This is a genomic window from Roseovarius sp. MBR-154 (assembly GCF_053628595.1).
The window spans coordinates 20,358-47,084 of the sequence record NZ_JBRJGR010000001.1; the positions used below are offsets into that span (position 1 = coordinate 20,358).

The 26,727-nt window shown below is 64.5% G+C and carries 22 protein-coding genes and 1 tRNA gene; 12 read left to right on the plus strand and 11 right to left on the minus strand.

Annotated features, from left to right (window positions below; genetic code table 11):
• Positions 1–16 precede the first annotated feature (16 nt).
• Entirely contained in the window at positions 17–1,225 is a 1,209-nt protein-coding gene (locus ACSSV4_RS00110; RefSeq protein ID WP_454272570.1) for an aminopeptidase P family protein, read from the minus strand.
• Between the two features lie 152 nt (positions 1,226–1,377).
• On the opposite strand from ACSSV4_RS00110, the gene ACSSV4_RS00115 reads away from it, so the two are divergent.
• The 6 genes from ACSSV4_RS00115 (at position 1,378) to infB (ending at position 8,652) form a co-directional block, all read left to right on the plus strand.
• Entirely contained in the window at positions 1,378–2,391 is a 1,014-nt protein-coding gene (locus ACSSV4_RS00115) for a P1 family peptidase (protein ID WP_454272572.1), read from the plus strand.
• 69 nt (positions 2,392–2,460) lie between these two features.
• Positions 2,461–3,171 carry a hypothetical protein gene (locus tag ACSSV4_RS00120; protein WP_454272574.1) on the plus strand — a complete coding sequence of 237 codons (711 nt, stop codon included), beginning with the start codon at positions 2,461–2,463 and terminating at the stop codon, positions 3,169–3,171.
• Between the two features lie 134 nt (positions 3,172–3,305).
• Positions 3,306–3,881 carry a ribosome maturation factor RimP gene (gene rimP / locus ACSSV4_RS00125; protein WP_454272576.1) on the plus strand — a complete coding sequence of 192 codons (576 nt, stop codon included), beginning with the start codon at positions 3,306–3,308 and terminating at the stop codon, positions 3,879–3,881.
• Between the two features lie 4 nt (positions 3,882–3,885).
• A complete protein-coding gene (gene nusA, locus ACSSV4_RS00130) occupies positions 3,886–5,499 on the plus strand; it encodes a transcription termination factor NusA (protein ID WP_454272578.1) in 1,614 nt (537 codons plus the stop codon).
• A gap of 24 nt (positions 5,500–5,523) precedes the next feature.
• Positions 5,524–6,147 (plus strand): RNA-binding protein, encoded by a 624-nt coding sequence (locus ACSSV4_RS00135; RefSeq protein WP_454272580.1) that lies wholly within the window; start codon positions 5,524–5,526, stop codon positions 6,145–6,147.
• A 6-nt stretch (positions 6,148–6,153) separates the two neighbouring features.
• Positions 6,154–8,652, plus strand: coding sequence for a translation initiation factor IF-2 (gene infB, locus ACSSV4_RS00140; protein ID WP_454272582.1), 2,499 nt, complete (start codon positions 6,154–6,156; stop codon positions 8,650–8,652).
• 347 nt (positions 8,653–8,999) lie between these two features.
• Here infB and mutT read toward each other — a convergent pair whose 3' ends face one another.
• From mutT to ACSSV4_RS00155, 3 genes are read right to left on the minus strand one after another with little or no spacing between them, the layout of a single operon-like run.
• Entirely contained in the window at positions 9,000–9,398 is a 399-nt protein-coding gene (mutT, locus tag ACSSV4_RS00145) for an 8-oxo-dGTP diphosphatase MutT (protein ID WP_454272584.1), read from the minus strand.
• Positions 9,395–10,624 (minus strand): bifunctional glutamate N-acetyltransferase/amino-acid acetyltransferase ArgJ, encoded by a 1,230-nt coding sequence (gene argJ, locus ACSSV4_RS00150; RefSeq protein ID WP_454272586.1) that lies wholly within the window; start codon positions 10,622–10,624, stop codon positions 9,395–9,397. Before argJ ends, mutT begins: the two co-directional genes overlap by 4 nt.
• 3 nt (positions 10,625–10,627) lie before the next feature.
• Positions 10,628–11,479 (minus strand): peptidylprolyl isomerase, encoded by an 852-nt coding sequence (locus tag ACSSV4_RS00155; protein WP_454272587.1) that lies wholly within the window; start codon positions 11,477–11,479, stop codon positions 10,628–10,630.
• A gap of 192 nt (positions 11,480–11,671) precedes the next feature.
• On the opposite strand from ACSSV4_RS00155, the gene secA reads away from it, so the two are divergent.
• From secA to ACSSV4_RS00170, 3 genes are all read left to right on the plus strand, one after another.
• Positions 11,672–14,368, plus strand: a complete 2,697-nt coding sequence (gene secA / locus ACSSV4_RS00160) for a preprotein translocase subunit SecA (RefSeq protein ID WP_454272589.1) — start codon at positions 11,672–11,674, stop codon at positions 14,366–14,368.
• 94 nt (positions 14,369–14,462) lie between these two features.
• The gene (locus ACSSV4_RS00165) at positions 14,463–15,449 is read left to right on the plus strand and encodes a hypothetical protein (protein ID WP_454272591.1); all 987 of its coding nucleotides are present in this window, start codon (positions 14,463–14,465) and stop codon (positions 15,447–15,449) included.
• A gap of 26 nt (positions 15,450–15,475) precedes the next feature.
• Entirely contained in the window at positions 15,476–17,035 is a 1,560-nt protein-coding gene (locus tag ACSSV4_RS00170; protein WP_454272593.1) for a phosphate ABC transporter substrate-binding/OmpA family protein, read from the plus strand.
• A 78-nt stretch (positions 17,036–17,113) separates the two neighbouring features.
• Here the strand turns inward: ACSSV4_RS00170 and rpsO are convergent, their stop codons facing one another.
• The 4 genes from rpsO to ACSSV4_RS00190 all read right to left on the minus strand — a co-directional run bounded on the left by rpsO (position 17,114) and on the right by ACSSV4_RS00190 (position 20,692).
• Positions 17,114–17,383, minus strand: a complete 270-nt coding sequence (gene rpsO, locus ACSSV4_RS00175; RefSeq protein WP_454272595.1) for a 30S ribosomal protein S15 — start codon at positions 17,381–17,383, stop codon at positions 17,114–17,116.
• Between the two features lie 147 nt (positions 17,384–17,530).
• Entirely contained in the window at positions 17,531–18,535 is a 1,005-nt protein-coding gene (locus ACSSV4_RS00180; RefSeq protein ID WP_454272596.1) for a calcium-binding protein, read from the minus strand.
• A 75-nt stretch (positions 18,536–18,610) separates the two neighbouring features.
• Complete coding sequence (locus ACSSV4_RS00185; protein WP_454272598.1) at positions 18,611–19,558, minus strand: NAD(P)-dependent oxidoreductase; 948 nt, start codon at positions 19,556–19,558, stop codon at positions 18,611–18,613.
• A 108-nt stretch (positions 19,559–19,666) separates the two neighbouring features.
• Entirely contained in the window at positions 19,667–20,692 is a 1,026-nt protein-coding gene (locus ACSSV4_RS00190) for a LacI family DNA-binding transcriptional regulator (RefSeq protein ID WP_454272600.1), read from the minus strand.
• Between the two features lie 152 nt (positions 20,693–20,844).
• Here ACSSV4_RS00190 and ACSSV4_RS00195 point away from each other — a divergent pair.
• From ACSSV4_RS00195 to ACSSV4_RS00205, 3 genes are all read left to right on the plus strand, one after another.
• Positions 20,845–20,921, plus strand: a tRNA-Arg gene (locus tag ACSSV4_RS00195).
• Positions 20,922–21,076: 155 nt separating this feature from the next.
• Positions 21,077–21,940 carry a hypothetical protein gene (locus ACSSV4_RS00200; protein WP_454272602.1) on the plus strand — a complete coding sequence of 288 codons (864 nt, stop codon included), beginning with the start codon at positions 21,077–21,079 and terminating at the stop codon, positions 21,938–21,940.
• A 296-nt stretch (positions 21,941–22,236) separates the two neighbouring features.
• The gene (locus ACSSV4_RS00205; RefSeq protein WP_454272604.1) at positions 22,237–22,812 is read left to right on the plus strand and encodes a helix-turn-helix domain-containing protein; all 576 of its coding nucleotides are present in this window, start codon (positions 22,237–22,239) and stop codon (positions 22,810–22,812) included.
• Here the strand turns inward: ACSSV4_RS00205 and ACSSV4_RS00210 are convergent.
• The 3 genes from ACSSV4_RS00210 to ACSSV4_RS00220 all read right to left on the minus strand — a co-directional run bounded on the left by ACSSV4_RS00210 (position 22,809) and on the right by ACSSV4_RS00220 (position 26,718).
• Positions 22,809–24,134 (minus strand): type II toxin-antitoxin system HipA family toxin, encoded by a 1,326-nt coding sequence (locus tag ACSSV4_RS00210; protein ID WP_454272606.1) that lies wholly within the window; start codon positions 24,132–24,134, stop codon positions 22,809–22,811. The genes ACSSV4_RS00205 and ACSSV4_RS00210 overlap by 4 nt on opposite strands.
• A gap of 1 nt (position 24,135) precedes the next feature.
• Positions 24,136–24,384, minus strand: a complete 249-nt coding sequence (locus ACSSV4_RS00215; RefSeq protein ID WP_454272608.1) for a helix-turn-helix domain-containing protein — start codon at positions 24,382–24,384, stop codon at positions 24,136–24,138.
• Between the two features lie 318 nt (positions 24,385–24,702).
• Positions 24,703–26,718, minus strand: coding sequence for a CocE/NonD family hydrolase (locus ACSSV4_RS00220; RefSeq protein ID WP_454272610.1), 2,016 nt, complete (start codon positions 26,716–26,718; stop codon positions 24,703–24,705).
• Positions 26,719–26,727: the final 9 nt, after the last annotated feature.

Here is a 26,727-nt window from a genome sequence, read left to right on the forward strand (position 1 = left end):
GCCGCCCCGCCCCGGCTCAGCCGACCACGTTGAACTCCGGGCCGTAGGGATAGCCGGTGATGTTCTCGTTGCCGTCTTCGGTGATCACGAGAATGTCGTGCTCGCGGTAGCCGCCCGCTCCGGGCTGCCCCGCGCCAAGCGTCAGCATCGGCTCCATCGAGATGACCATGCCCGGCTCCAGCACCGTGTCGATATCCTCGCGCAGTTCCAGCCCCGCCTCGCGGCCATAGTAGTGGCTCAGGATGCCGAAGCTGTGGCCGTAGCCGAAGGTGCGGTATTGCAGCAGGTCGCGCGCCTCTAGAAACGCGTTGATCTGATGCGTGACCTCGGCGCAACTCACCCCCGGTTTCAGGAGCGACATGCCGTATTCATGGGCGGCGACATTCGCCTCCCAGATCGCGCGGCTGGCGGCGCCCACCTCGCCCGCGAACATGGTGCGTTCCAGCGCCACGTAATAACCCGAGACCATCGGAAAGGTGTTGAGCGACAGGATATCGCCACGCTCGATGGCCCGCGCCGTCACCGGGTTATGCGCGCCGTCGGTGTTGATACCCGACTGAAACCACACCCATGTGTCGCGATACTCGGCGTCGGGAAAGCGCAGCGCGATCTCCGCTTCCATCGCGTCGCGCCCCGCCATGGCCACGTCGATCTCGCGGGCACCCACCTTGACGGCGTCGCGGATGGCGTAGCCGCCCACATCCGCCACCTGCGCGCAGGACCGGATGAGCGCGATCTCGGCCCCCGATTTGCGCATCCGCTGGCGCATCGTGGCCGGGGCGAGATCCACCATCGTCAGGGGCCTCAGGAAATCCTCCAGCCGGTCGCGCTGCATCAGCGTCAGGTGATCGCCCTCGTAGCCGATGACACCGCCCTCGCCTGCCACCTCGCGCACCGCGCGCCAGAAATTGTCGCGCTGCCAGTCGGTATAGGTGATGTTGTCGCAAAAGCACCGCCGCCACGGCTGCCCCGCGTCGATGCCCGCGCTGATCGTGACGCAGGCGGTTTCAGTCACGACAAGGCCATAGGGGCGGCCAAAGGAACAATAGAGAAAGCCCGAGTAATAGGCGATGTTGTGCATCGAGGTGAGGACGACGGCGCTTGCCCCCGCCGCCTCCATGATGCTGCGCAGGCCCGCGACCCGCGCCTCGTATTCTGCCACGGTAAAGGGCAGCGGGGCCTTTTCGCCATTGTGGAAACGATAAAATTCAGGACGTGCAGTCATAGTGACCCTCCTTGCAAAAGAAGGTCCCGGCGTTCAGGACTGTTGGGAAAGGCCCTGGTCGGAGCGACGCCATCGCCCGGGCCTGACACCTGTCCTTGCCTATCCCGCGCGCTCTGGCAAGATCATTTACGACCCAAAGGGAGATTTGCGGCATGAAAACGCAGGCACGCGCGCGAAATCTGATCACCGATGTTGCGGGGCTGCGTGTGGGCAATGCGCAGGACATGGGTTTGCGCTCGGGCGTGACGGTGCTGGTGGCCGATGCGCCCTTTACCGCGGGCGTGCATGTCATGGGCGGCGCGCCGGGCACGCGCGAGACGGATCTGCTGGCCCCCGACCGGGTGGTCGAGCAGGTCGATGCTTTGGTGCTGTCGGGCGGGTCGGCCTTTGGCCTCGATGCCGCTTCGGGCGTGGCGGACGGGTTGCGCGATATGGAGCGCGGCTTTGCCGTGGGGGATGTGCGCGTACCGATCGTGCCGGGGGCGATCCTGTTCGATCTGTTGAACGGGGGGGAAAAGGACTGGTCCGACAACCCCTACAAGGCGCTTGGCCGCACAGCGCTTTGGGTCGCGTCAGAGACATTCGAGATCGGCAGCGCAGGCGCAGGCACCGGAGCCGCCACGGCGACGCTCAAGGGCGGGCTTGGCTCGGCCTCGGTCGTTCTACCGGGTGGCACGACTGTAGGCGCGCTGGTGGCCGTGAATGCGCTTGGCTCTGCCACGGTGGGCGATGGGCCGGAATTCTGGGCGGCCCCGTTCGAACTGGGGCACGAATTTGGCGGCTTGGGCACAGCGCGCGGCTATGCCGATCCAATGCTGGCCCCTACCAAGCTGGCACAGCACGCCAACACCACCATCGGCATCGTCGCCACCGATGCGACGCTGACACAGGCGCAGTGCACGCGGCTGGCCACCGCTGCGCATGACGGCTTTGCCCGCGCGTTGGTGCCGTCGCACACGCTGATGGATGGCGACCTGATTTTTGCCGCCGCGACCGGCGCGCGGCCTGCCCCCGATCTGGCGGGGCAGGTGATGCTGGGCCATGCCGCGGCCTGTGTCATGGCGCGGGCGATCGCGCGCGCGGTGTTCAGCGCGCGCAGCCTGCCCGGGGACCTGCTCCCCTCATGGCAGCAGCGCTTCGGTGGCACCGCTTGTGCGGGAAACTGACGCACCATATGGTCATTGTCAGAAGCCAGATCACGAAAGGCCGCACCGATGACCTCTGTCGGATCCCGCATGACAGAATGCCTCGGCCCGATCCGCGTCATCAACCTTGCCTCGCGGCCGGATCGACGCCGCGAATTCAACGCACAACTGGCGCGAATCGGGCTCGGCTTCGATCATCCGCAGGTCGCGATCTTCGATGCGATCCGGCCCGACAGCCTTGCCGGCTTTCCCACGCTTGGCACGCGCGGCTGCTTCCTCAGCCAGCTTGACGTGCTGCGGCAGGCGCGCGACGATGGCCTGCCGGGGTTCATCCTGTGCGAGGACGATCTCGACTTCAGCTCCGATTTCGAGCGCCGCGCCCCGGCGGTGCTGGCGGCGCTGAGCACGCGCGACTGGGATATCTTCTATGGTGGGTTCGATGCTGCGGCCCACGGTCTTGCGGCCGATGACGGGCTGCTGCGCCTCGACCCGGCGCTACCGGTTTTATGCTGTCACTTCATGGCCTTCCGCAGAGCCGCCATCGAGGCGCTGGTGCCCTACCTGACCGCGATCACGCAGCGCGAGGTGGGCGATCCTGCGGGCGGGCCGATGCATGTCGACGGCGCCTATTCGCATTTCCGGGCAGATCATCCCGCGATGGTGACGCTGGCAGTCTCGCCTACATTGGGGGTGCAACGCGCCTCGCGCACGGATATTCACGAGTTGCGCTGGTTCGACCGACTGCCGGTCCTGCGCGATGTCACGCAAATCGGGCGCCGCCTGCGACGGGCGCTGCGCTAGCGCCGAAAAGCCTGCTTGCAAATCCGCGCCAAGCGGCCTATATCCCCGTCAACAGCGGCGCTTTCGGGTCCACTCCGAAGGCTCCACCGGAAAGTGTGACGGGCCGCGCGCCCGTTTTTTTGTGTCTGGATACAATGACCAACGACCTGATTGCCAAAGCCGCGATTGATCGCCGACTGGCCGAGATCATCACCCCGGTGATCGAGGACATGGGCTATGAGCTGGTGCGCGTCCGACTGATGGGCGGCAAGACGCATACCCTTCAAATCATGGCCGACAAGCCCGAGGGCGGGATCGAGGTGGATGACTGCGCCGAGATCAGCACCGCCGTCAGCGCCATTCTTGATGTCGAGGACCCGATCCTCGACGCCTATACGCTGGAAGTGTCGAGCCCCGGCATCGACCGACCGCTGACCCGGCTCAAGGATTTCGAGGCGTTCGAGGGCTACGAGGCCAAGATCGAGACCTCAGAGATGATCGACGGGCGCAAGCGCTTCAAGGGCATGCTGGCCGGTATCGAAGGCAACGAGGTGCTGATCAATGTCGAGGAGGGCACCATCGGGCTCGATTTCGACTGGCTGTCTGACGCCAAGCTGGTGCTGACCGAAGAGCTGATCCGCGAGATGCTGCGACAGCGCAAGGCCGCGGGCACCATCAACGAAGACCAATTTGACGAGATCGAAACCGACAGCGGTTCTGAGGAGGACTGAGACCATGGCAATCACATCGGCCAACCAGCTTGAGCTGTTGCAGACCGCAGAAGCGGTGGCGCGAGAGAAGATGATCGACCCGGGCCTCGTGGTCGAGGCGATGGAAGAGAGCCTCGCCCGCGCCGCCAAGAGCCGCTACGGCAGCGAGATGGATATCCGCGTGAATATCGACCGCAAGACCGGTCGCGCCCGGTTCACCCGCGTGCGCACCGTGGTCGAGGATGACGCGCTCGAGAATTATCAGGCCGAGATGACCGTCGAACAGGCCAGGCAGCATCTCGAGGACCCCAAGGTCGGAGACACCCTGGTCGAGGAAGTGCCGCCCGTAGAGATGGGCCGCATCGCGGCGCAAAGCGCCAAGCAGGTGATCCTGCAAAAGGTGCGCGAAGCCGAGCGCGACCGTCAATACGAGGAATTCAAGGACCGCGCGGGCACCATCATCAACGGTGTCGTCAAGCGCGAGGAATATGGCAACGTCATCGTCGATGTGGGCGCGGGCGAGGGCATCCTGCGCCGCAACGAAAAGATCGGGCGCGAGGCGTACCGCCCCGGCGACCGCATCCGCTGCTACGTCAAGGACGTGCGCCGCGAACAGCGCGGCCCGCAGATTTTCCTCAGCCGGACCGAGCCGCAATTCATGGCCGAACTGTTCAAGATGGAAGTGCCGGAAATCTACGATGGCATCATCGAGATCAAGGCCGTGGCCCGCGACCCCGGCAGCCGCGCCAAGATTGCCGTGATCTCCTATGACAGCTCGATCGACCCGGTCGGGGCCTGCGTCGGCATGCGCGGCAGCCGCGTGCAGGCCGTGGTCAACGAGCTTCAGGGCGAGAAGATCGACATCATCCCGTGGAACGAGGATCAGGCGACCTTCCTTGTCAACGCGTTGCAGCCCGCCGAGGTCAGCAAGGTGGTGATCGACGAGGACGCACAGCGCATCGAGGTCGTGGTGCCCGAAGAGCAGCTCTCACTCGCCATCGGACGGCGCGGGCAGAACGTGCGTCTCGCCAGCCAGCTGACCGGGCTCGACATCGACATCATGACCGAGGCCGAGGACAGCGAGCGCCGTCAGAAGGAATTCGAGGAGCGCACCAAGCTCTTCATGGACACGCTCGATCTCGACGAATTCTTCGCGCAGCTTCTGGTGGCCGAAGGGTTCACCACGCTGGAAGAGGTCGCCTATGTGGAGCTCGACGAGCTTCTGGTGATCGACGGGGTCGATGAGGCCACCGCCGGCGAGCTTCAGGCGCGGGCGCGTGACGTGCTCGAGGCGCAGACCGCGGCGGCACTCGCCAAGGCCCGCGAACTCGGGGTTGAGGACAGCCTTGTTGAATTCGAGGGTCTGACACCCCAGATGGTGCAGGCTCTGGCCGAGGATGACGTCAAATCGCTCGAGGATTTCGCCACCTGCGCCGACTGGGAACTGGCAGGCGGCTGGACCACGGTGAACGGTGAACGTGTCAAGGACGAAGGTATTCTGGAGAAGTTTGACGTCTCGCTCGAAGAGGCGCAAAATATGGTCATGACGGCACGCGTCATGCTTGGCTGGGTCGATCCTGCGGATCTGGAGCCCGGGGTCGATGAGACCGACGGCAATGACATGGAGGCTGAGGCCTGATTTATCAGGCCTCAGAGGCACCTGATGGGGCGCGGCGGGCAACCCAAAGACCGGACCGACGGTCCAGAGCGTAAATGCATCGCCACGGGCGAGGTGCAGCCGAAGCATGGGCTGATCCGTTTCGTGATCGGCCCCGAGGGCCAGATCGCCCCCGACCTGGCCGAAAAGCTGCCGGGGCGCGGCATCTGGGTCTCGGCGGATCGTGCAGCACTGGCCAAGGCCGCCAAGAAAGGGCTGTTCGCCCGCGCCGCACGGCAGCCGGTGAAGGTGCCCGAGGATCTGGTGGATCAGGTCGAGACGCTGCTGGCGCAACGGGTGCTGAACCTGATCAGCCTCATGCGCAAGGGCGGGGCCGCGACCTCGGGCTATGAACGGGTCAAGGACTGGCTGGCGAAGGACGAGGCCGAGGTTCTGATCCAGGCCAGCGACGGCTCGGAGCGCGGAAAATCGAAATTGAGCACGCCCTATGGCGGCTCTTTCATCGGCTGGCTGACCGCCGATGAACTGGGTCAGGCCTTCGGGCGTCAAAGCACGATTCACGCGGCACTGGGTGCTGGAGGTTTGTGCAAACGTGTTGTAGAGGAGGCGGCAAGACTGAAGGGTCTGCGCGTCTCGGACGGCGAGACTGCGCGCCGGAAAGGAAAGTAAGAGAATATGAGCGACAACGACGGAAAGAAACCTTTGGGTGTGCGTGGCGGCGGGTCCCGGCCCGGCAACGTGAAGCAAAGCTTCAGCCATGGCCGGACCAAGAACGTCGTGGTGGAAACCAAGCGCAAGCGCGTGGTCGTGCCCAAGCCGAGCGCCGCGCCCGGCGCTGCGGGCGCGGCACAGAAATCCGCAGGCCAGGCAAGCTCCGCCAAGCGCCCTGCCGGGATTTCCGACGCCGAGATGGATCGCCGGATGAAGGCGCTCGCCGCCGCCAAGGCGCGCGAGGCCGACGATGCCGCCAAGCGCGAGGCCGAGGAAAAGGCCCGCGAGGAAGAGCGCCTGCGCCGCCGGGAAGAGGCCGAGGCCAAGGAGCGCGATCAGCGCGAGGCCGAAGAGCGCGCCCGCGCCAAGGCCGAGGAAGACGAGCGCAAGAAACGCGAGGCCGAACAGGCCGCCGCCTCCCCGGCCGCGGCCCCGTCCGAGCCCGAGGTTACCCCCGGCCCCGCGCGCGCGGCCCCAGCCAAACCCGCCGCCGCCGCGCGCAAGCGCGAAGAGGATGACAAGGGCGTGCGCCGCGGCAAGGGCCGTGGCGGCGACGATGTCCGCCGGTCCGGCAAGCTGACGCTCAACCAGGCGCTTTCGGGCGGCGAAGGCGGACGCCAGAAGTCGATGGCCGCGATGAAGCGCAAGCAGGAGCGCGCCCGGCAAAAGGCCATGGGCGGCGCGCAAGAGCGTGAAAAGGTCGTGCGCGATGTGCAACTGCCAGAGGTGATCGTCGTCTCCGAACTCGCCAACCGCATGGCCGAACGCGTGGGCGATGTGGTCAAGGCGCTGATGCAGAACGGCATGATGGTCACACAGAACCAGTCGATCGACGCCGATACGGCAGAACTCATCATCGAGGAATTCGGCCACCGTGTGGTGCGCGTCAGCGATTCGGATGTCGAGGACGTGATCGCCACGGTCGAGGACAAGCCTGAGGATATGCAGCCGCGTCCGCCGGTGATCACCATCATGGGCCATGTCGACCACGGCAAGACCTCGCTTCTGGATGCGATCCGCGACGCCAAGGTCGTCGCCGGAGAGGCGGGCGGCATCACCCAACATATCGGCGCCTATCAGGTCACCACCGAGAATGGTGCGGTGCTCAGCTTCCTTGACACGCCGGGCCACGCGGCCTTTACCTCGATGCGCTCGCGCGGGGCGCAGGTGACGGATATCGTCGTACTTGTGGTGGCCGCCGATGACGCGGTGATGCCACAGACCGTCGAGGCGATCAATCACGCCAAGGCTGCCAAGGTGCCGATGATCGTGGCGATCAACAAGGTCGACCTGCCCGCCGCCGATCCCGACAAGGTGCGCTCCGATCTCCTGCGCCACGAAGTGGTGGTCGAGGCGATGTCGGGCGATGTCCAGGATGTCGAAGTCTCGGCGGTCACGGGCCAGGGTCTGGACGAGTTGCTCGAGGCAATCGCGTTGCAGGCCGAGATTCTCGAACTCAAGGCCAACCCGAATCGCGCCGCCGAAGGGGCCGTGATCGAGGCGCAGCTTGACGTGGGCCGTGGCCCCGTGGCCACGGTGCTGGTACAGAAAGGCACGCTGCGGCAGGGCGACATCTTTGTCGTGGGCGAGCAATTCGGCAAGGTCCGCGCGCTGATCAACGACCGTGGCGAGCGCGTCAAGGAGGCCGGGCCGTCGGTGCCGGTCGAGGTTCTTGGCCTCAATGGCACCCCCGAGGCCGGTGACGTGCTCAACGTCGTCGAGACCGAGGGACAGGCCCGCGAGATCGCAGAGTACCGCGCCAATGCCGCCAAGGAAAAGCGTGCCACCGCCGGGGCGGGCACCTCTCTGGAGCAGCTTCTGGCCAAGGCCAAGGAAGACGAGAACGTCAAGGAACTGCCCATCGTGGTCAAGGCCGACGTGCAAGGCTCTGCCGAGGCGATCGTGCAGGCGATGGAGAAGATCGGCAACGAGGAGGTGCGCGTGCGCGTGCTCCACTCGGGCGTCGGTGCCATCACCGAATCCGATATCGGCCTGGCCGAGGCCTCGGGCGCACCGGTTCTGGGCTTCAACGTCCGGGCCAATGCGCCTGCGCGCAACAGCGCAAACCAGAAAGGCGTGGAGATCCGCTACTACTCGGTGATCTACGATCTGGTGGACGATGTGAAAGCGGCGGCGAGCGGTCTTCTGGGCGCGGAAATTCGCGAGAAGTTCATCGGCTATGCCGAAATTCGGGAAGTCTTCAAGGTCACCGGCGTAGGCCGCGTCGCGGGCTGTCTGGTCACCGAAGGCGTCGCCCGCCGCTCTGCCGGTGTGCGCCTGCTGCGCGACGACGTGGTGGTCCACGAAGGCACGCTCAAGACGCTCAAGCGGTTCAAGGACGAGGTTGCCGAGGTGCAATCCGGTCAGGAATGCGGCATGGCCTTCGAGAGTTACGACGACATCCGCGAAGGCGATGTGATCGAGATTTTCGAACGCGAGGAAGTCACCCGCACATTGGCCTGAGGTCAGTCAAACGAAAAAGGCGGCTCTCGGAGCCGCCTTTTTTCTGTCCGTCGCCGTCGTCACGTTCGGCTTGATACCGGACGCCCCGCATAGAGCCGGTCGCCGACGCGCACCTGCATGAAGCCGTTCGCAAGAAGTCGGACAAAGAGACCCTGAACCAAGGTGCAGGAACCAAGTTGTATCGTGCGGAGCATTCCTCATCTTCCTTCTACGGTGCGCGCTGTGGCACAACCATTGCCATCATTGCACGGAAGTATTCTGAATCCTCGTCTTTTCGCCCAGTGATCAAAGCAATGTTACCGGGTATATTTCGATAGCTTGCGATGACCCGTCCCAACCCGGCGCCATCAGAGCCAATCGCGCAGGATCGGGATCAGCGGAATGTCCGCGGGCGGCATCGGATAGGATTTGAGGTCACCCGCGCGCACCCATTTGAGGGCCTGCCCTTCGCGGCCCTGCGGGATTCCCTGCCATTTACGGCAGGCAAAGAGCGGCATCAGCAGGTGAAACTCGGCGTAGGAATGGCTGGCAAAGGTCAGCGGCGCCAGGCACGACGCCCATGTGTCGATGCCCAACTCCTCTTGCAATTCGCGAATCAGCGCATGCTCGGGCGTCTCGCCGGGCTCAACCTTGCCGCCGGGAAATTCCCACAGCCCGGCCATGGATTTGCCCTCGGGCCGCTGCGTCAGCAGGATACGCCCATCCACGTCGATCAGCGCCACGGCCGAAACCAGAACCGTTCTCAAGACCGGTAATCCGCGTTGATGTCGATATAGCCATGCGTCAGATCGCAGGTCCAGACGCGCGCGGTACCGCCGCCAAGACCCAGATCGACATGGATCACGATCTCCTGGTTCTTCATATAGGCCGCCGCCTTCGCCTCGTCATAGTCGGGGCTGACAAAGCCGTCGCGCGCCACCTCCAGCTCGCCGAACCAGATCGACAACCGGTCGCGATCTGCCCGCGCGCCGGATTTTCCCACCGCCATCACGACGCGGCCCCAATTCGGGTCCTCACCCGCCACCGCCGTCTTGATCAGCGGCGAATTGGCGATGGCCTTGGCATGCACATGGGCCTCGGCATCCGAGGCCCCGCCAGTCACCGAGACCTCGACGAATTTCGTGGCACCCTCGCCGTCACGCACCACCTGATGCGCCAGATCGAGCATGACGCGCCGCAGCCCCTCCATGAAGCCGACATCGGTCTCGGTCACGCGGATGCCCGAGGCCCCGGTCGCCGCCACCAGAAGCGTGTCGGAGGTCGAGGTATCGCTGTCCACGGTGATGCAGTTGAAGGTCGTGCGGTTGAGCGCGCTGACCATGTCCTGAAGCACATCCTGCTCCATCGCAGCATCGGTGAAGATATAGACCAGCATCGTCGCCATGTCAGGCGCGATCATACCCGACCCCTTGGCGATGCCCGCGATATGCACCGTCTGCTCGTCGATGGTAATCGTGGTGCCCGATCCTTTTGGAAAGGTATCGGTCGTCATGATCGCATGCGCCGCGGTCTCGATCGCATGCGGCGACAGTGCGGCTTTCAGATCCGCGAGGCAGGCGGTGATGCGCTCATGCGGCAGCGGCTCGCCGATCACGCCGGTTGAGGAGGAAAACACCCGCGCCGCCGGGATGCCCAGCGTCTCGGCCACCGCCCCCGTCACCGCGCTGACCGAATCGGCCCCGCGACGCCCGGTAAAGGCATTGGCGTTGCCGGAATTGACGAGGATCGCGGCCCCGCCCTCGGGCGCGCCGCCGATCTTGGCCTGGCAATCCAGCACCGCCGCCGACCGCGTGGCCGAGCGGGTGAACACCCCCGCCACCGCCGTCCCCGGCGCAAGGCTGGCCAGCATCACGTCGGTGCGGTCCTTGTAGCGCACCCCCGCCGCCGTGGTCGCAAAGCTCACCCCGGCGATCTCGGGCAATTCGGGAAAGCCCGCCGGGGCCAGCGGGGAAAGCGGCGGTTTGGCGCCCATGGCTCAGTTCTCCAGAAGATCGGTCTGGTTGATCAACGCGGGGTCAAGCGCGTCGCCCGCGTCACGCGCGACACTGCTTTCGGCCTCAAGCTCCGAGATATAGGCGTCAAACGCCGCCTGGCGCAGCTCGCCCGCCAACTCGTCGCGCACCGCGTCAAGCTCGGGGCGTTCCTTGACCCGGGTCTCCTTGAGCTGGATCACATGCCAGCCGAATTGCGTCTGCACCGGGGCCGAAACCCCGCCTTCGCCGAGGGCCGCCACCGCGTCGAAGAACTCGGGCACCATGACGCCATCGCCGAACCAGCCCAGATCACCGCCCGAGGGGCCCGAGGGGCCGGTGGAGTGCTCCTGCGCGAGGGCCGCGAAATTTGCCCCGCCCTCGATCTCCTCGATCAGCTTTTTCGCCTCTTCCTCGGTTTCCACGAGGATATGCGCGGCCTTGTACTCGGTCTCGGGGTCCGCATCGGCATAGCGCGCCTCATAGGCCTCTTGCAGCGCCTCGTCGGTCAGCGCGTCATTGAGAACATCGTCGGCCACATCCGCGGCAAGGATCGCGCGCCGCTCGTTGTCGAGCTGCATCTGCGCGGCCAGCGACGGCTCTCCCTCATGCGACTGCATCAATAGCGTCTGCTGCACCAGTTGATCCAGCACGCCCTTGAACAGCACCTCCGGCGGCACCTGATCGTATTGCTGCGGCAGGCCCGCGCGCAGCGCAAGCATGTGCCCCAGCGTGATCTCGGTATCGCCCACGGTGGCAACGACGGTCTCGGCGCTCGGCGTATCCTGCGCCACAAGCGGCGTGCTCAGCGCCAGCCCGGCGACAAGCGCGGTCGAGGTCATCAGATAGCGAAACATGGAAACATCCCTTTATTGCGTGACGCGGCACCGGATGGGACAGCGCGCGACGTTGACACTTTTCCGGCAGCCCCTTACATCGCCTTGTAACCAAGGTGCGAGCCGACAACTTGCGCCCGTTTTAGGGCGCGTAGGCGAGCGGGGCAAGCGATTGCCTGTCACGGACAGTCAAAACACCGGAACGGATAAAACATGTTGGGTATTGGAACGGTCGCGCGCAAGATCTTCGGGACACCGAATGACCGCAAGATCAAGGCGACGCGGCCGCTGGTCGAAAAGATCAACGCACTGGAACCCGAGTTCGAGGCTCTGAGCGATGAGGGGCTGATCGCCAAGACAGACGAATTCCGCAAGCGGATCGCCGAGGGCGAAAGCCTTGATGCGCTCTTGCCAGAGGCCTTTGCCAACTGCCGCGAGGCGGCGCGCCGGGCGCTTGGTCTGCGCGCCTTCGATGTACAGTTGATGGGCGGCATCTTTCTGCATCAGGGCAACATTTCCGAGATGAAGACCGGCGAGGGCAAGACGCTTGTCGCCACCTTCCCCTGCTATCTCAACGCACTCTCGGGCCTGGGCGTGCATGTGGTCACCGTGAACGACTACCTCGCCAAGCGCGACGCAGAGTGGATGGGCAAGGTCTTTGCCGCGCTCGGCATGACCACGGGTGTCGTCTATCCGCAACAGCCCGAGGCCGAGAAAAAGGTGGCCTATGCGGCGGATGTCACCTATGCCACCAATAACGAACTGGGTTTTGACTACCTGCGCGACAACATGAAAGCCTCGCTCGAGGAAATGAACCAGCGCGGCCACAACTTTGCCGTGGTGGACGAGGTCGACAGCATCCTGATCGACGAGGCGCGCACGCCACTGATCATTTCCGGCCCCAGCCAGGACCGAAGCGAACTCTACCAGACCATCGACGCGCTGATCCCGGAACTGAGCGACGATCACTATTCGCTCGACGAAAAGACCCGCAACGTGACCTTCACCGACGAGGGCAACGAATACCTGGAGAACCTGCTCAAGGCGCGCGGCATCCTGCCCGAGGAACAGTCCCTCTATGATCCCGAGAGCACGACCATCGTGCATCACATCAATCAGGGTCTGCGCGCGCACAAGCTGTTCAACAAGGACAAGGATTACATCGTGCGCAACAGCGAGGTGGTTCTGGTCGATGAATTCACCGGCCGCATGATGGCCGGGCGACGCCTGTCCGATGGTCTGCATCAGGCCATCGAGGCCAAGGAAGGCTGCCAGATCCAGCCCGAGAACGTGACCCTCGCCAGCGTCACCTTCCAGAATTACTTCCGGCTCTATGACAAACTCTCGGGCATGACCGGCACTGCCATCACCGAGGCCGAGGAATTCGCGGAAATCTACGGTCTCGGCGTGGTCGAGGTGCCCACCAACCAGCCGATCGCGCGGGTCGATCAGGACGATGCCGTCTATCGCACCCAACAGGAAAAATACGACGCCATTGTCGAGGAAATCCGCGAGGCGCATGGCAAGGGCCAGCCGATCCTGGTTGGCACCACCTCGATCGAGAAATCCGAAATGCTGAGCGCCCTGCTGACCAAGGCAGGCATCACGCATAACGTGCTCAATGCGCGCCAGCACGAGAAAGAGGCGCAGATCATCGCCGATGCGGGCAAGCTGAATGCTGTGACCATCGCCACCAACATGGCCGGGCGCGGCACCGACATCAAACTCGGCGGCAATCTCGATTTCCAGATCATGGAGGCCATCGCCGCCGATCCCGAGGGCGACCCCGAGGCAATCCGCCACCGCATCGAAGCCGAGCACACCGCCGACGAAGAGGCCGTGAAGGCCGCAGGCGGTCTTTTCGTGCTGGCCACCGAACGCCATGAAAGCCGCCGCATCGACAACCAGCTCCGCGGCCGCTCGGGCCGTCAAGGCGATCCGGGCCGGTCGGCCTTTTTCCTCAGCCTCGATGATGACCTGATGCGTATCTTCGGCTCCGAGCGGCTGGAAAAGGTGCTCTCGACGCTTGGCATGAAGGAAGGCGAGGCGATCATTCACCCCTGGGTCAACAAGTCGCTGGAACGCGCGCAGGCCAAGGTCGAAGGGCGCAATTTCGACATCCGCAAGCAACTGCTGAAGTTCGACGACGTGATGAACGAGCAGCGCAAGGTGATCTTCAAGCAGCGCCTCGACATCATGAAGGCCGAGGACCTGAGCGAAATCATCCGCGACATGCGCGCCGAGGTGATTACCGATCTGGTCGATCAGTACATGCCGCCCAAAACCTATGCCGACCAATGGGATACCGAAGGGCTCTATGCCGCGGTGATCGAGCAACTCGGCATGGATGTACCGGTGATCGACTGGGCCAACGAGGAAGGCGTAGATGACGACGAGATCATCGAACGGCTCGACAAGGCCGCCGACGAGATGATGGCCGCCAAGGCCGCGCAATTCGGCCCCGAGAGCATGCGCATGATCGAGAAACAGGTGCTCTTGCAGACCATCGACGGCAAGTGGCGCGAGCATCTTCTGACGCTCGAACATCTGCGCAGCGTCGTGGGCTTTCGCGGCTACGCGCAACGCGACCCGCTGAACGAGTACAAGAACGAGTCGTTCCAGCTCTTCGAGACCATGCTCGACAGCTTGCGTATGGACGTGACCAAGAAGCTGGCGCAGATTCGCCCGATGACGGAAGAGGAACAGCAGACATTGATGCGCGAATTGCAGCAGCAACGCGCCGCGATGGAGGCCGCCGCCCAGCCCGACACGCCAGCCGAACCCGCCGCCGACGCCTCCTCCGGCTTTGTCGAAAGCGATCCCTCGACCTGGGGCACTCCGGGCCGGAACGACCCCTGCCCTTGCGGATCAGGCAAGAAGTTCAAGCATTGCCACGGACGGTTGGCCTGACCTCGCTGTCAGAATGAGACCTTTTCCGCGCCTTCGGGAGGCCATTATTAACCACTAGCCTCTATGCCAACCGTGTATTGGTATGGAGACGGCTATGTCCAAGGTTCGACGTTACATCATGACCAGCGCCACCTTTGCCTGCGCGCTCGGGATCGGGTTTTTCATGCAGGCGCAGGTTCCGTTCAGTGGCATCACAGCCGCGCAGACCACCGCCCTGCCCGTGTTCGACAAACCGGTCGAAATCTCTCAGATCGAACTGACATCGGCCGCAGCTGCTCCAGCACCGCCCGCCGCGATGCCCGGACCGGTCGCGCTTCCGGCCATGCCGGTCAAGCTTGCGGTGGCCGAGGTTGCCGCCGCACATGACGCACTCCCGCGGGAGGAAGCGGCCCCTGCATTTGATTGCGAGTACGGGATGCAGGCCGCACCGCGCAAGGCCGCGATGGTCGAACTGACCCTCTCCGCCCCCTGCCGCCTCAACGAAGGGTTCACGCTGCACCACAACGGCATGATGTTCAGCGCCGTCACCGACGCCTCGGGCCAGGCGGTGTTCGAGGTGCCGGCCCTCGCCGAGAACGCGGTCTTCATCGCCTCCTTCCCGGATGGCAATGGCGCACTCGCGACCGCGACGGTCGACACTCTCGCGCTCTATGACCGCTTCGTGCTGCAATGGCGTGGGGATGCGGACAGCCTCGCGCTGCATGCGCTCGAATACGGGGCGGATTTCGGCGATGCCGGCCATGTCTGGGCCCGCGACGGTCGTGATAAGGCCCGCGGCATCGCAGGCGAGGGCGGGTTTCTCACCCGTCTGGGTCTACCCGGAAACGATCGTGCCCTGATGGCCCAAATCTATACCTTCCCCACCAAAAACGCCCTGCGCCGCGGCGACGTGGCGCTTCGTGTCGAGGCCGAGGTCGGTGCCGCCAATTGCGGGCGGGAGCTCGAGGCGCAGACCATCGCCACCGGACCAGGCGGCCTGAAGGTACAGGATGTCGTGCTCGCCATGCCCGATTGTACGGCGGTCGGAGAGTTTCTTGTGTTGAAAAACCTGTTCAATGACTTGAAGATCGCGGGCAACTAGAACCGCGATCTTCAGGGGGGCAGGACATGACAGCATTGCGTGCGGCGATCCTCGCCGCACTTTCCCTTTGGGTCATGTCGGCACCTGCGGCAGCGCAGGATGTGACCCTGCGGTCGCATGATGGCAATGTCGAGATTTCCGGAAATCTCCTGGGCTTTGACGGTGAATTCTATCGCGTCAACACGATCTATGGCGAATTGACCGTCGATGGCTCGGGCGTGGCCTGCGAGGGGCCGGGCTGCCCCAATCTGGAGGCCTATGTCGCCCGGCTGGTGTTTTCTGGCGCACCCACCGTGGGGCGGCTGCTCTTGCCTGCCCTGCTCGAAGCCTTTGCCATTCGCGGCGAATACGAGCTGATCCGCGCCGCCGAGACGCCAACCGAGCTGCGCTTTGAGCTGCACGCCGCCTCAGGTGGGCCGCTCATCGGAGAATTCACCTTTCGCCTGACCAATACCGACGAGGGCTTTGCCGATCTGCTCGCCAACGAGGCCGACATCGCGATGACCCTGCGCGAGATCCGCCAGCACGAGCTGGAACGCGCGCGCGAGGCCGGGCTTGGTGATCTTTCCGCCCCGGGGCGCGCGCGCATTCTGGCGCTCGATGCGCTCATCCCGGTCGTCGCCCCCAGCAACCCGGTGCAGGGGGTCAGTCTGACTCAGCTATCGCGCGCCCTGGCAGGTGAAATCACCAATTGGGCCGATCTGGGCGGGCCCGATGCACCGATCGACATTCACCTCTGGGCCGCCGAGACGGGGATCGGGCAGGCCAGTGTCGATCAGGTGCTGACCCCTGCGGGGCGCCAGCTAATGGACCGCGTCAAACGCCACGCCAACGGCGAAGCTTTCGCCGACGCGGTGTCGCAGGATCCCTTCGCCCTGGGGCTGACGACGCGGTCAGAGCAGGGCAATACCTGGGAACTGGCGATTACCGGAGCCTGCGGCTTTGCCCTGCGCGCCACGCGGCGCGCGGTCAAGACCGAGGATTACCCGCTCACCGCGCCGCTCTTTCTCTACCTGCCCGCGCGCCGCCTGCCCAAGCTGGGGCGTGAGTTCATGGCCTATCTGCGCGACCCGTCGGCGCAACTGGTGATCCGGCGCGCGGGGTTCGTGGATCAGACCCCCGAAGCGATTGAGATCAACGCGCAGGGGGACCGCTTCGCCAATGCGATCGTCCGGGCGGGCGAAGAGCTTGGCCTCGAGGAATTGCAGCGCATGGTCCGCACACTGGCGCCACTGAAGCGGCTGACCACGTCCTTCCGGTTCGAGACCGGGTCGGTCCGGCTGGATGCGCAGTCGCGCTCCAACGCCGAACAACTCGCACAGGCACTGGAGATGGGGCTCTACGACAACCGCCGCCTCGTCTTTGTCGGGTTTTCCGATGGCGACGGAGCGGCAGGCACGAACCGGGAAATCGCGCTGCGCCGGGCAGAAACAGTGCGCCGCGCGGTGACGCGCGCCGCAGAGACCGCGCGGCTCGACGAGGTCGACATAGGCGTCGAGGCCTTTGGCGAAGCGATGCCCATGGCCTGCGACGACACCGCCTGGGGCCGCCAGGTCAACCGCCGGGTCGAGGTCTGGGTCAGATGACCGCGCCGCGCCTGTGACAACGCGAAACGCCCGCCATGTCAAAGGCGGGCGTTCGAATACCTGTCTGGCGGGATGCGCTTAACGGCGAATGCCGAGGCGCTTGATGAGGTCGGTGTAACGCGCCTCTTCCTTGCCCTTGAGGTAGTCGAGAAGCTTGCGGCGCTGCGCGACCATCATCAAGAGGCCACGGCGACCGTGATTGTCCTTTTTGTGGGTCTTGAAATGTTCGGTCAGCGTGGTGATGCGCGAGGTCAGGATGGCCACCTGCACTTCGGGCGAACCGGTGTCGCCGTCCTTGGTGCCGAATTCCTTGATCAGGCGGTGCTTTTCTTCAACAGTGATCGACATCGGGATCTCCTTGTGATTCAGGGTTTCGGGCACAAGCCGGGATGTCGTCCAGCAAGGTCCATGAGATATGCCTTTGGGCCGGGCCCGAAGGATAGGCGCGTATAGGAGGATTCGACGCGAAATGAAAGCGGAAATACGGTCCGCGCGTCAGGACCCGACCAACCCGGCAAGCCCGCTCTGCGGCAGCAGCGTGACATGGTCCAGCGTCAGCCCCGCCGCATTGGCAATCGTCGCCAACTGAACGCCGTTGACCACAAGATGCTGTGCCTCGGGGGTCACGGGATCAGACACCAGCCCGATCTCGGGGGCCTCGCCCACCGCATCGTCATAGACCACGAGCAGCGAATCCTCCGCCACCGAGAAATCGAGGATCTCCGCCTGATGCCCGGCTGTCAGCCAATCACCGAGAATCACCCTGTCGGCCCCCGGTCCGGTACTGACCACGTCCTCCTGCCCGGCAAGGATTACGTCATCGCCCGCCCCGCCATTCAGGTAATCCAGCCCGTCGAGATCCTCGCGCGCCGCAGTGTCGGGATCGTCCACCACGCCGTTCAGCGTGTCGTCGCCGATGCCGCCAAAGAGCGTGTCCTGCCCCAGATCGCCGGTCAGATGGTCATTGCCGATATCGCCATGCAGCGCATCCGCGCCCTGCCCGCCCGCAAGCATGTCATCCCCGGCACTGCCGACAAGACTGTCATCGCCGACCCCGCCAGACAGCCGGTCATCGTCGTTGTGACCGAAGAGCGTATCGTCGCCAGTGCCGCCGCGCAGATCGTCGGCACCGTCCCCTCCGTGCAGCGTGTCACCGCCACCCTCACCCAGCACAAGATCCTGCCCGGCACCACCATGCAGCACATCCGCACCGGCCCCGCCGGAAATCGTGTCGTCACCCTGAGCGCCGTTGATCTGATCCTGACCGTCGGTCCCTGCAATCACCTCGGCCTCGTCTTGCCCGACGATCACCTGCCAGACCGGCTGCGCCGCCTCGTCCGGATCTTGCGCAAGCGCATCCAGCAAATCCGTCCCGCTGTCCTGCTGGCCGTCATCAGGTGCGGCGTCGGGTTCAGGGGTGTCGTCAGCCCCGCCTCCCAAACCGACAAAGGCCGACGCGCCGACGGCCATCATTCCCAACAGACCTGCAACCAACATCATCACGAATACCCGCCACGACCCCACGGAATGAGACTACGGCACGCGAGTCGTGGCAAGGGGAAAGCCCCGCAATGGTTAACGCGAGGCGGGGCGCACCTCATAGCCCGGCTCTTCGGGCTCGTCATCCACCATCTGCGCCGGAAAGCCCGGCGCGCGGATATCGAGGCCCGTGGCATCCTCCAGCCGTCGGATGATGTTGGGCGACAGTTCCCGCTCACCATAGCGCGCGATGCCGTCATCGAAGATCGAGATCAGCAGCGGCGACAGTTCCAGCGGCACGCCCGCCTCGTCGGCGATCTTCTGAAAGAGGCCGATATCCTTCTTCACCAGATCCATCGTGAAGGAAATGTCGCGGCTGCCATTGAGGATCACCTGGCTTTCGGTCTCATGCACGAAGGAGGTGCCGGAACTGATCTTGATCGCCTCGTAGGCGGTCGCCAGATCCATGCCCGCCGCCTTGGCGGTGACCAGCGCCTCGCAGCAACTCAGCAGATTGGCGGTGGCGAGGTAATTGGTGATCACCTTGAGCACCGAGGCGCTGCCGGTCTCTCCGGTATGCAGCACCCGCCGTCCCATCGTCGTCAAAAGCGGCAGCACCCGCTCGAAGGTCTCGCGCGCGCAGCCTGCGAAAATCGCGATATTGCCGGTATCGGCCCGGTGACAGCCGCCCGAAACGGGACAATCCACCGCCACGCCACCGCGCGTCTCGACCATCCCGGCCAGCCGACGGATTTCGCCTGCGTCGGTGGTCGACATCTCCAGCCAGATCTTGCCCGGCCCGATCTCTGGCAGCATCTGCATCATCACCGCGTCCGACGCGGCGGGTGACGGCAGGCAGGTGATCACCACCTCGCTGTCGCGCATCAGTTGCGCGGGGCTCTCGCCCGCCTTGGCCCCGCGCGCGACAAAGCCCTGCACCAGATCGCCGTTGAGGTCATAGACCGTCAGGTCGTGGCCATTGCGCAGCAGGCTGCCGGACAGTTTGCCACCGACATTGCCCAGACCGATAAAGCCGATTTTCATGGAATACGTCCCTGTTCCTTGCACCGTTCTCAAGACGGCTCGGCACAGCCTTTTGCGATTCGCGGCGCAAATGCAAAAGGGAAACGCCCACTGGGTGTAAAAACCGCCTTAGCCGCGGCGCAGCGTATCGCCCAGGCTGATCGTCGGTTCCAGCGCAATGCGCACCGGCTCGGCGGTCTCGGGGTGATCCGCGCGGGCAGCGATGATCTCGGCGGCGCGGCGTCCGATCTCCAGACGGCAGGCATCCATGGTGGCCAGCTCACGCGGCAACCCCTGCAACAACTCCACCCCGTTGAACCCCGCCAGCCCCACCTCGCCGGGAATATCCACGCCCTGCTCCAGCAGGTAGAGCAACCCGCCCGCGCCGATCATATCATTGGAATAATAAAGGAAATCCAGATCCGGCGTGCGCCGCAGCATCTCGGCGGTCATCTCGCGCCCCTTGAGCAGCGCCGAGCCGCCCGAGTAAAATTCGTGATCGGCCATCTCGATCCCGGCCTTGGCCAGAGCCTCGGTGAATCCCTCAAAGCGTTTGCGCGCCCGGTGATCGAGCGGCATCTTGGTGCCCATGAAGCCGATCCGGCGATAGCCCGCCCGAACGATCGCCTGCGCCATCTGCTGGCCTGCGCGCCGATGCGAAATGCCCACGACGGAATCAATCGGCGTGCCATCCACATCCATGATCTCGACCACCGGAATGCCGCTCGCCCGCAGCATCGCGCGGCTCGCATCCGAGTGCTCCAGCCCGGCGATAATCACGCCCGAGGGCCGCCACGAGAGCATCTCGTAAAGGACCTTTTCCTCCTTCTCGGGGCGATAGCCGGTCAGCCCCACAACCGGTTGCAGGCTGGTTTCCTCCAGCACCTGGCTGATCCCGGTCATCACCTCGGGAAACACCATGTTCGACATCGACGGGATGATCACCGCCACGAGGTTCACCCGCTGGCTGGCCAGCGCCCCCGCGATCTTGTTGGGCACATAGCCCAGCCGCTTGGCCGCCTCCAGCACCCGCTGCCGGGTGCCGTCCGACACGTCGCCCTTGTTGCGCAACACGCGGCTGACGGTCATTTCGGACACCCCCGCCGCCTCGGACACGTCACGCAGGGTCAGGGGGTGGCGATCTTGATTGGTCACGGGCATTGTCCAGAAAAGGCGTTGATCAAGTGTTACCGCGAACAGGCAAGCCGGATCAAGCGGCCTGCGCATGGCGGACAAGAACGGAATCGCCGCGCATATGAAATCAACCGATGACAAATCGACCCTCGCCGGGTAATCAGACCCCGCGCGGCCCCGTGGCTCAACTGGATAGAGCAGCCCCCTCCTAAGGGGCAGGTTGCAGGTTCGAATCCTGCCGGGGTCACCAAAAAACCCAATAAAATATGGCTTTTTGTCAGAGGCTTGCAGAGGTGTCTGCAGAAACGCCCGTTTGATTCCCGGGGAAATCTGGGGCGGCAGACAGGATTTCTGTACAAAACCTGTACAAGTTGAGGCCGGTTTAGGCCCTCGCGGGGCGCGACTATGAGCTGGCGTGTCGCGAACGAATGCGCCGAACGCCGCTTCGGCAGCGCCGCGCGCAAACAGATCATCATGTTCCTGGCTGACAAGGCGAGCGACGACGGCTCGGGCATCTGGTGCTCCAAAGGCACGATCCAGCGCCACACCGAGCTGGGCGAAAGCACCGTCAAGCGGACGATCAGTGAATTCCTGAAAGAGGGCATCCTGATCGAGACCGGACGCCGCCCCTGCAAGAACGGTTTCACCGTGATCTATCGCATCGTTCTGGCCCGCGTGATGGCGCTGGAATCGACTGCCGAACCCGATGACGGGACGGGGGTCACAGTGGACCCCGTCCAGCCTGAACCCGGTACGGGGTCCACCATGGACGGGGTACGGGGTCCAGGGTGGACCCCAAACCACCCTAAAACCATCCATAAACCACCTACGCGCAAGCGCGCGGAAGCGGCGGCGGTTGAGGATGAAAGGTTTGAGAAGATCTGGGCAGCGTACCCAAAGGACCGGCAGCGCGGCAAAGCGGCGTGTCTCGCCCGGATCGCGGAGGCCGTGCAAGAGGGGATCGACCCCGACGACTTGCAGCGCGCCGTGCAGGCCTATGCCACCGAGAGCGCGGGCTTCACAAGGTCCAAGGTCTGTTTCTCGGACAACTGGTTCCAGTCGCGGCGCTGGCAGCGTTTCCTTGAGGTGATGGCCGAGGAACGGCAGGCGCAGAAGGCGCTGGCCGCTGATCACCACGCCCGTCTAGCCACGTGGGTTCGCGACCGCAGCCCGATGTGCAAACACATCACCGCCCCGCAGGTGACGGCGCTGGTGGCTGCGGGGCTGGTGACCGATGGCCAGCTTCGCGCGGCGGGGTTGGCGGGATGAGCGGCGCGTTCTCCGCAAGATGCATCGTGCATCGCGTCCCGTGCATCGCGCTTTTTGGAGCGTGCTTCCTGTCCCGCGTCCTTTGCGCTGCGCCTTCCGCATCGCGCATCGCGTCTTTTGTGCCGCGTTTCCTGCCCCGTGCTTTGCGCATCGCGTTTCCCGCATCGCGTCCACTGCACCCCGTCCAACCAAGCAAACCCACCGAAACGGACTCCAAGCCCCTGACCCGCCTCCGCTGACGCTGGGAGGCGGGTGGCTTGGAGGAAGTTGGCAAGAAATAGGAACGTAAACTTCACATGCGCCACCATCGCAAACTGACCGACGACGAACGCCGCCAGATCATCGAGGCCCGCGCCGAGGGCACCCCTGCCGCCGCTCTGGCCCGCCGCTTCGGCGTCTCGACCAGGACGATCCACAACACGCTGAGCCGGGCCAAAGGCACACGCTCTGCTTCGACAAAAACGATCAGCACCCGCCTGAGCGCGCGCCAGCTGGCAGGGTTCCAGGCAGCGCTTGAGCGCCGCAGCATCACCGATCACCCCGCCGCCCTGCGCCGCCTGATGGGGGCTGCCGACATCCTGCTGCGCCCGGTCGATCCGGTCGTGCGCGACCATCTGCAAGCCTGGGGCGCGCAGGTCGCGACCGAAGGCACCGCAGTCAACCATATCGCCCGCAAGCTGAATGAGGCCAAACTGCGCGGCCGCCCGATCCCGTTTACCGACGATGACATGACCACGATCCGCACCCTCGCCGGGGGCCTGATCGAATTCGCCGAGGGGTTCCGCATCCTGTGGGAGGAACAGCTGGCCGCAAAGACGCGCGAGGTCGACAAGGCGCTGGAGGGGTTGGCCGCAGAGGCACCGGAGTCCTAAAGCAGGTCCTGCACCTGCGCCGCCCGCTGCATCGCATCGCTTGTGACCGGCTCGCTGACCGCCGCCGGGACCTGATCGCCCACCGCCAGAAGCGTCCGCTCAAGCGCAGGGCCCAGCCGATCGGTCATGTCCTGTAGCAGATCCAAGGCGCGGCGCTTGGGCAGACCCGCCGCGCGGCCCTCAGATTCGAAGTGGCGGGGCACGATTTCGTCGATGCCGTAGTGGCCATCAATCGACATGGCGAGACGGTAGCGCTTGCGCTGTAAGCGTCCGGCGCGCACGACTGGAGCGATGCTCAGGATGTCATAGAGGGGCGCGAGCGTGAACCGCGCCCGGCGGCCCAGACGCAGGCTGAAGTTCTTGGCGTGCCCGTCCGAGGCCCCGATCAGGAAGAAGAAGATCTGCGCCCGGAAGAACGTCTCCCGATCCTCGATGGGCGTGTCGGATTCACGCAGAAGCTCCATGATCTGCGCGACACCGGGGCCGCCCAGCCTCTGGTATTTCATCGAGGAGGCGTAGCCCAGCGACTGGCAGATATCCTCTTGCGGCAGGCGTTTCAGCGTGTCGCCCTGCCAGACGCGATCAAACCGCTCGACCGACAGCGCGACCTGCCCGGACAAGGTGAGCTTCTCGACATGCGCGACGGGCAGGCCGATTTCGCGCGCCAAGGTCATGCAGAACAGCTCGTTCTCGACGCTGTCGCTCAGGTCGATCTGCTCGGGGCCAGGAATGAGGCCCATGGGCGTCTTGAAGATATGGCTGGTCGGCGTGATGCCTCGCGGCTTGGCCCACTGCCCGTCGATAAGCAGATAGGCCGTCTTCTCCTGCGCGCCGGCGATGGAAATCCGGAAATCCTCGTCGTCACCCAGGGCGAGCGGCGCCGCGGCGAGGTTCTTAAGGTCGGCGACCATCTCCTCTTCCGAAATGACGCGATACTGCATGTCCTGTTCGGACGGAGCCTCATTCACCGGCAGAAATTGCAGCGCGCCGACACAGTCGCGCCCCAGCACGGACAACAGAGAGAACACATCCTTGCCCTGTGCGCCTACGCGCGCGGCAATTTTCTCGCGCAGCTCGCCTTCGGCATCGGGCAAGAGGTTGTCGAAGGCGGCGACAACAGGATCGCCCTGCCATTTGAGCTTGGTCAGCGGAAGGGCACTGGCAACCGGAAAAGCGGACTCGGACGCAAGCCAGTCAGGATCGTAGGTGAAGGCGATGGCACCATCCGTCGCGCGAGTCAGCGCGCCCACCCTCGCCCTTTCGTACCAGACGGCGGTCTTGCTTTGGCGTGTGCGGCGGCCTGTGCGGGCGATCCGTGCCATCTCAGGGCTGACCGGAGTCGGCTATACGATCCGTCGCGGACAGTTCTGCGCCGAGGGCTTCCAAGAGGCGCAGGTAGACGTCAAGGCTAACGGAAACGACACCGTTTTCGATGTCGGAAATCGTAGATTGGGCGGTGCCTGTCATCTCGCCAAGCTGCTTCTGGCTGATCTTCCGCGCCGCTCGCCGCGCCTTCAGCGCAGCTCCGGCTTGGCGGAGGCTTCGGATGGGGTATGCGGGCAAGGTGTCCATTAGGCCTGATAGCTCAAAGGCGATTTTTTGTCAATATAGCCCTAGAGCTATAAATTATCAAAATAGCCCTGAAGCGATGAATGGCGACGCGAGGGCGACCAAGACTTATGCACCACGAGTCATCAACACCTTAGTCCAACTGGCCAATCTGTACGTCACTCCAGAAGCCAACAATTTTTCTCCACTGGCATACCCCTTTGGGTGGTCCGATTGGAATGATCGCATTGGGCCAGTTTTGAATGCGGATTGACACGATGTCGGCAACTCACTGGCTGCTCTCAAAGCCAGCTTAGCCTGCCCGCGACCGATGCTTGCGCGTCACACTGCCTGTCTCGGAATGCTCGCTGTATAGGTTTTGTCGCGCACCGATGCGTCTCCGACGAATGCTTGCATCCGCGCGCGGAGATGGAAATGCGTGCTGTCGCAAGACAGGTGGGTGTGCGTTACCGTCCGCACGACCCACTCGTCGCGCCGCATCTCGTGAATCCAAGCGACCTCTCCTTCGGCGGACGTGGGATCGCCCGGCAGGATGGAATAGCGCTCGGTGCACTCGGCGGAATGCGTCAGACCTTGCTGGATGATACGGGCTTCGCCCTCGTGGACGCGGATATCGGCGGTCACGCGCCCGGTGGCCCGATCCTCCGTCACGGTCCAGTCCGCGGTCGCGGGCGTCTCGACCGCCTGCTCCAGGGGCACCGCTGCGCGCGGCGGGCCGAACGGCGCCGCATCGCTGTGATCATCGTCCCGCAACGGCAAGGTGAGCGTGCTCTGCCCGGTCAGAACCCGCAGTTCTACCGGCTCTGGCGCGGGCCAGGCGATCGGAAAGTAGCTGGTCGACAGGGCCAGCCGGATGCGATGCCCCGCGCGAAAGGTTTGGGCGACGTGCTTCATCGGCACCTCGACCGTGTAGGTCTGCCCCGGCGTCAGGGGCTCCGGATGCTCGTGCCCGTCTCGGTGGGTGAGATTGAGCAACCCGTAGCTGACCCGGGTCGCGGCCCCGTCGGGGGCCACGTCCATCAGGCGCACGGCGGCCTGCGCGACAGGCCGGTCCGAAGTGAATGTCAGTGTCAGGCGCGCGTCGCCCACCATGTGCAGGGGCTCGGCAAGCGGCGGGGTCTCGAAGCACAGGCTGCCCGCATCGTCCCGCCGCTGATCGCCCGGCTGATCGCCGGGCAGCGCGTAGGAGCACCACTTGCCGCCCTGAAACCCGACCCAGAGTGGCGAGGCGATGGTCAACCAGCCGCCGGGCCCCTCCTCCGACCGCGATAGCCGCCCGTCGGACCCCAGGGCGAATTCGGTCGGGGTGACATTCGGCGAGGGCCATGACGGCTCGGTGATCCAGTGCCCGTCCCGGTGCTCGTAATGGGTTCTGGGTGCGGCGTGATCCTGAAGATAGACCCGCAACGGCGGCTCATCGGCAATGCCGGTATCGATACCCTTGAGCCACTGATCCCACCACCGGGTTTCTTCGCTCAGCCAGTCGATCGCCGGGCCCGGTGCCCCGACATGCGGATAGCGATGCGACCAAGGGCCGATGATTCCCTTTGTCGGACCCTTGAGGTTCTCGACCAGCCGAAAGACTGAGCGGCAGTAGCCGTCGGCCCATCCGCTTACGGCATAGACGGGCACCTCGATATCGTCGAAATTTTCGCAGACCGATCCGTGCTTCCAGAACGCATCGCGCGTCTGGTGTTCCATCCATGTCTCGAGCCAGAAGCCCGACCCGTCGAGCCGTTCTTCCCAGATCTCGCGCCAGCGATCGCCGACATGCGCGGGATCCGGCGGCAGGGTGTTGATCCCGAACATCACCGACGCCCAGGACAGGTGATCGCACAACATGGTGCCGCCCATGTAATGAATGTCGTCTGCATAGCGGTCATCGGTCGAACAGATCGACACCACGGCCTTGAGCGCAGGCGGGCGCAGGGCGGCGAGTTGCAGGCCGTTGAACCCGCCCCAGGAAATGCCCACGATCCCGACACCGCCATCGCACCAGGGCTGATCGGCGATCCAGGCGATGACATCACAGCCGTCCTGAAGCTCGATCTCGGTATATTCGTCGGTCATCACCCCCTCGGATTCGCCCGTACCGCGCAGATCGACCCGGACATAGGCATAGCCCTGCGCCGCCATCCAGGGCGCGCGGGCATGGTCGCGTTCGAGCGTCTTGTCGTTCTTGCGATAGGGGATGTATTCGAGGATCGCGGGCACGGCCTGTCGCTCCGCCCCGTCCGGCATCCAGATACGTGCCGCCAGGCTGGTGCCGTCCGGCATCGGAATCTCGAGGTGCTCGATTTCCCGAACGGTGACGGGAAGCGGGTGGTCGATTTTCATGACGTTCAT

Excerpts from the sequence above, each read along its gene's own strand:
- infB (WP_454272582.1), top strand. The coding sequence starts at position 6,154 with ATGAGCGACAACGACGGAAAGAAACCTTTGGGTGTGCGTGGCGGCGGG.
- ACSSV4_RS00200 (WP_454272602.1), top strand. The coding sequence starts at position 21,077 with ATGAGCTGGCGTGTCGCGAACGAATGCGCCGAACGCCGCTTCGGCAGC.
- rimP (WP_454272576.1), top strand. The coding sequence starts at position 3,306 with ATGACCAACGACCTGATTGCCAAAGCCGCGATTGATCGCCGACTGGCC.
- secA (WP_454272589.1), top strand. The coding sequence starts at position 11,672 with ATGTTGGGTATTGGAACGGTCGCGCGCAAGATCTTCGGGACACCGAAT.
- ACSSV4_RS00185 (WP_454272598.1), bottom strand. The coding sequence starts at position 19,558 with ATGAAAATCGGCTTTATCGGTCTGGGCAATGTCGGTGGCAAACTGTCC.
- ACSSV4_RS00110 (WP_454272570.1), bottom strand. The coding sequence starts at position 1,225 with ATGACTGCACGTCCTGAATTTTATCGTTTCCACAATGGCGAAAAGGCC.
- ACSSV4_RS00205 (WP_454272604.1), top strand. The coding sequence starts at position 22,237 with ATGCGCCACCATCGCAAACTGACCGACGACGAACGCCGCCAGATCATC.
- ACSSV4_RS00165 (WP_454272591.1), top strand. The coding sequence starts at position 14,463 with ATGTCCAAGGTTCGACGTTACATCATGACCAGCGCCACCTTTGCCTGC.
- ACSSV4_RS00115 (WP_454272572.1), top strand. The coding sequence starts at position 1,378 with ATGAAAACGCAGGCACGCGCGCGAAATCTGATCACCGATGTTGCGGGG.
- ACSSV4_RS00210 (WP_454272606.1), bottom strand. The coding sequence starts at position 24,134 with ATGGCACGGATCGCCCGCACAGGCCGCCGCACACGCCAAAGCAAGACC.
- rpsO (WP_454272595.1), bottom strand. The coding sequence starts at position 17,383 with ATGTCGATCACTGTTGAAGAAAAGCACCGCCTGATCAAGGAATTCGGC.
- ACSSV4_RS00155 (WP_454272587.1), bottom strand. The coding sequence starts at position 11,479 with ATGTTTCGCTATCTGATGACCTCGACCGCGCTTGTCGCCGGGCTGGCG.
- ACSSV4_RS00120 (WP_454272574.1), top strand. The coding sequence starts at position 2,461 with ATGACAGAATGCCTCGGCCCGATCCGCGTCATCAACCTTGCCTCGCGG.
- ACSSV4_RS00135 (WP_454272580.1), top strand. The coding sequence starts at position 5,524 with ATGGGGCGCGGCGGGCAACCCAAAGACCGGACCGACGGTCCAGAGCGT.
- argJ (WP_454272586.1), bottom strand. The coding sequence starts at position 10,624 with ATGGGCGCCAAACCGCCGCTTTCCCCGCTGGCCCCGGCGGGCTTTCCC.
- ACSSV4_RS00180 (WP_454272596.1), bottom strand. The coding sequence starts at position 18,535 with ATGATGTTGGTTGCAGGTCTGTTGGGAATGATGGCCGTCGGCGCGTCG.
- ACSSV4_RS00220 (WP_454272610.1), bottom strand. The coding sequence starts at position 26,718 with ATGAAAATCGACCACCCGCTTCCCGTCACCGTTCGGGAAATCGAGCAC.
- ACSSV4_RS00215 (WP_454272608.1), bottom strand. The coding sequence starts at position 24,384 with ATGGACACCTTGCCCGCATACCCCATCCGAAGCCTCCGCCAAGCCGGA.
- nusA (WP_454272578.1), top strand. The coding sequence starts at position 3,886 with ATGGCAATCACATCGGCCAACCAGCTTGAGCTGTTGCAGACCGCAGAA.
- ACSSV4_RS00170 (WP_454272593.1), top strand. The coding sequence starts at position 15,476 with ATGACAGCATTGCGTGCGGCGATCCTCGCCGCACTTTCCCTTTGGGTC.